Source organism: Microcystis sp. LE19-41.2A (assembly GCF_027530405.1).
GTDB classification, from domain to species: domain Bacteria; phylum Cyanobacteriota; class Cyanobacteriia; order Cyanobacteriales; family Microcystaceae; genus Microcystis; species Microcystis aeruginosa.
Window position 1 is genome coordinate 1 of the sequence record NZ_JAPZQJ010000037.1, and the last position, 3,647, is coordinate 3,647.

Sequence of the window (3,647 nt, forward strand, 5' to 3'; positions counted from 1 at the left end):
CCCCACTTCCCCACACCCCCAACCCCATCAACTGTGGTAAAATGCCCTATGGCTCAAAACATTAGAGATAGAAGCACTCCACCATGATTCGAGATATCTTCATGCCCGCGCTCAGTTCCACCATGACCGAAGGAAAAATAGTTTCTTGGGTGAAGTCCCCCGGGGAAAAAGTCAGCAAAGGGGAAACGGTGTTAGTGGTCGAATCCGACAAAGCCGACATGGACGTAGAATCGTTTTATGATGGCTATCTCGCTGTAATTTTAGTCGAAGCCGGCCAGGAAGCACCCGTGGGGGAAGCGATCGCCTATATCGCCGAAACTGAAGCGGAAATTGAACTGGCCAAAGCTCAGGGAAAAACCGCCACAGCTGCCCCTAGCAAGCCCGTAGAGACCCCAGAAATCGCTCCGCCTCCCGTTTCGATACCCGTCGCCGCCGTTAAAGATAATGGCCGTTTAGTCGCCTCTCCCAGGGCCAAAAAACTGGCTAAAGAATTAAAGGTAGATCTGAAAACCCTAGTGGGTAGCGGTCCCCACGGACGAATTACCGCCGAAGACGTAGAAAAAGCGACAGGAAAAGTCAGCACCGCCCCCGCTCCCGTCATTACTCCCCCGCAACCCGTCAGCGTGCCTGTAGCGGCTCCTAAAGCCCCGATTCCGGCCAGCGCCCCGGTCGGTCGGACTGTTCCCCTCACCACTCTGCAAAAAGCCGTCGCCCAGAATATGTCGGTTAGCCTACAGGTTCCCACCTTCCAAGTGGGCTACACTATCACCACTGACCCACTGGATCAACTCTATCAACAGCTAAAATCCAAGGGTGTCACCATGACGGCCCTGTTAGCAAAAGCGGTAGCCAACACCCTCGCTAAACATCCTATAGTTAATGCCAGCTATAGCGACGCAGGAATCCAATACCACGGGGCGATTAACGTGTCCGTAGCCGTAGCTATGCCTGGTGGTGGCTTAATTACGCCGGTTTTGCGCTCTGCTGACCAGATGGATATCTATTCCCTCTCCCGCAGTTGGAAAGATTTAGTCGATCGCGCCCGCAGTAAACAACTGCAACCGGAAGAATATAATAGCGGTACTTTTACCATTTCTAATCTGGGAATGTTCGGAGTCGATCGCTTTACCGCTATCTTACCCCCCAACCAAGGTGCGATCCTAGCCGTGGGTGCTTCCCGTCCCCAAATCGTCGTCAATAAAGATGGTTTATTCGGAGTGCAAAAACAGATGACGGTTAATCTCACCAGTGACCACCGAGTCATCTACGGGGCCGATGCAGCCTCCTTCCTGCAAGACTTAGCTAAACTGATCGAAACTGAGGTGCAGTCCTTAACTATGTAATCAGAATCTAGACAGCAGGAGCCAAGGGAGTTTCTCTCTAGCTCCTGCTTTGTTGTTACTAAAAAAATGTAAAGAATTAGCTAAAATGGGTTTAACCCTATCTATCACCCGAAACTATCGCCCAAACAAGGCCAAAAAAAGTGTTAATCTCAGGGAACTTTAAGATCTAAGCCAATATCGGTAAATTAACCCTCGATCTCGCCCTATATATTAAGCCTACAATAACTCGTATTCCCACGACCTAACGCCTACCCATAGGAAAAAATGATCACAGAGAATAGTCGCTTACGTTCAGAATTTTTAAATACACAGGTTATCACTCGCAATACAGGCAAAAAACTCGGCGTTGTTAAAGATATCCTTGTAGATATCGATCAACGAGAAGTAGTTGCCCTGGGACTCCGCGATAATATCCTCTCCTTGTCGGGAATGCCTCAATATATGTATTTATCGAGCATCAGTCAGACGGGAGACGTGGTTCTCGTTGAAGATGATAACGTCTTGGAATCCGTCGATATCGATGCTTATACTCCCTTAATCGGTAGTGAAGTGATCACGGAAACCGGCGAACCTTTAGGCAAAGTCCGCGATTATCAATTTGATCCCCTTAGTGGTCAATTACATTCCATTGTCATCGCTTCCCTGGGATTGCCTCTTATCCCCGAACAATTGATCAGTACCTACGAAATTGCCATTGAAGAAGTGGTTAGCAGCGGTCCGAATCGCTTAATTGTCTTTGAAGGGGCCGAAGAACGTCTCACGCAGGTTAGTGTGGGGGTTTTGGAACGTTTGGGTATTGGTCGTCCCCCCTGGGAAAGAGAAGAGGAAGAAGCTTATTATACTCCCGCTGCTCGTCCGGAAAATCAGTTAGGTACGGGCATTCCCCTCCGCACTCCCGTTGAGGCCGCTAAACCCGTTGAAGAACGCTGGAGTGAGGATGAATGGGAAAAAGAACCCCTGCGTGCCACTCCCCCACCGCAAAAACGGGCCGAAGCTCGTTATTATGAGGAAGAATACGAGGAAGAGGAAGATAACTGGGGAGAAGCTCGCTCAGAACGCGCAGAAAGCTTTTCTCGTCCTCAGTACGACGATTACGAAGATAAGGCCGAGGATGATATGTGGGATGATGACGTGGAACCAGATTACAATCCCCCCCGCATCAATATCACCGAGAAGAAAAAAGAGAGAATCCCCGAATACGAAGACGGTTAATCTTTGACAGTCCCCCTATCCATTAGTTACATCTTTCTTAACATAAAATTTGACAAAAAAAGAAAAGTGTGCTATGTGGCTCAAGGGGGTTCTCTGGGGGGACTAAATACTTTTGGTATTTGGTATCACGTCGAGTGCAGTGATTTGTCAGACTCTACAGATTTTCAATGAACTCTTCAACTGTGACTTGGGCTTGTTTCAGAATTCCACTTAATGTACCAACCTTCAATTCCTGATGTAAAGGGACAACACAGCCAATTTTGCCCTCTTCGGTTTCTTTCTTCATCACAACATGGCTACCTGTTTGACGAACTTGCTCGAAGCCTAAGCGTTCAAGACATCTAATTGCCTCCCCACTAGAGATTCGTGGCAGCTTAGGCATAACTAACCTCAATACTGGTCACAAATCTAGGGGATGTTTCTGGTAAGGTAAATTCCTCTAGGTAAAGCCGTGTGGCTTCTTTCAATCCAGCAATCGCCTGCTCAATTGTTTCTCCTTGATCTACTGTGCCAACTTCTGGACATTCAGCAATGTACATATTATCTTCTTTGTACAAAATAACAGTAAAGATGCGATTTTTCATGGTGTCTTATCATCTCCGGCTTACTCTGAAAATCATAACATAACTGTTTCCTAATCGTTTGGTTAGAAAATAGTTAGGTTTCCTGATCATTGACCCAACTCACGCTTTTTGAAAAACTCTATAAGATATTAAGTTATTAGTAATTAATCCAATATTGTCCCACCTTCCTAGAATTGAGTGAGAAGATTGTGCAAAAACAAGCGTAGAGTTGATTAATCATTGAAATAAATTTGCCCCAATCAAACCGACTCGATGAACTGCTCGATGTCCGATTCTTACGAACCAAATTTGAGCATCGGTCAATCGGGCTAAAAGTTGATCGGAAGCTGTGAGGCTGTCTTTTGCTACTTCAAAAGCCCCTGTTTCGATATCTATGGCTACAATCTTCCCATGATTGCCTTCCTCGACTTGGGGGCGCACCTGAGATTGATAAATCTCATTACCACGTCGGGCGAATTCTTCTTTGCTGTAGCGGAGTTGATTAACTGTCATTGTCCTGACCCCGTTG

Annotated in this window: 5 protein-coding genes; 2 read left to right on the top strand and 3 right to left on the bottom strand. The window is 46.8% G+C overall.

Annotation, left to right across the window (positions count from 1 at the left end; translation table 11 throughout):
- Positions 1-83 precede the first annotated feature (83 nt).
- Complete coding sequence (locus O9290_RS01840) at positions 84-1,343, top strand: dihydrolipoamide acetyltransferase family protein (RefSeq protein ID WP_012268139.1); 1,260 nt, start codon at positions 84-86, stop codon at positions 1,341-1,343.
- Between the two features lie 264 nt (positions 1,344-1,607).
- On the top strand, positions 1,608-2,555 hold the full coding sequence (locus tag O9290_RS01845; RefSeq protein ID WP_012268138.1) for a PRC-barrel domain-containing protein: 948 nt from the start codon (positions 1,608-1,610) through the stop codon (positions 2,553-2,555).
- A gap of 154 nt (positions 2,556-2,709) precedes the next feature.
- Here the strand turns inward: O9290_RS01845 and O9290_RS01850 are convergent, their stop codons facing one another.
- The 3 genes from O9290_RS01850 to O9290_RS01860 all read right to left on the bottom strand — a co-directional run bounded on the left by O9290_RS01850 (position 2,710) and on the right by O9290_RS01860 (position 3,631).
- Complete coding sequence (locus O9290_RS01850; protein ID WP_123231136.1) at positions 2,710-2,937, bottom strand: type II toxin-antitoxin system HicA family toxin; 228 nt, start codon at positions 2,935-2,937, stop codon at positions 2,710-2,712.
- Entirely contained in the window at positions 2,930-3,139 is a 210-nt protein-coding gene (locus tag O9290_RS01855) for a type II toxin-antitoxin system HicB family antitoxin (RefSeq protein ID WP_002734849.1), read from the bottom strand. Before O9290_RS01855 ends, O9290_RS01850 begins: the two co-directional genes overlap by 8 nt.
- A 216-nt stretch (positions 3,140-3,355) precedes the next feature.
- On the bottom strand, positions 3,356-3,631 hold the full coding sequence (locus tag O9290_RS01860; protein WP_002765009.1) for a hypothetical protein: 276 nt from the start codon (positions 3,629-3,631) through the stop codon (positions 3,356-3,358).
- Between the last annotated feature and the right edge of the window lie 16 nt (positions 3,632-3,647).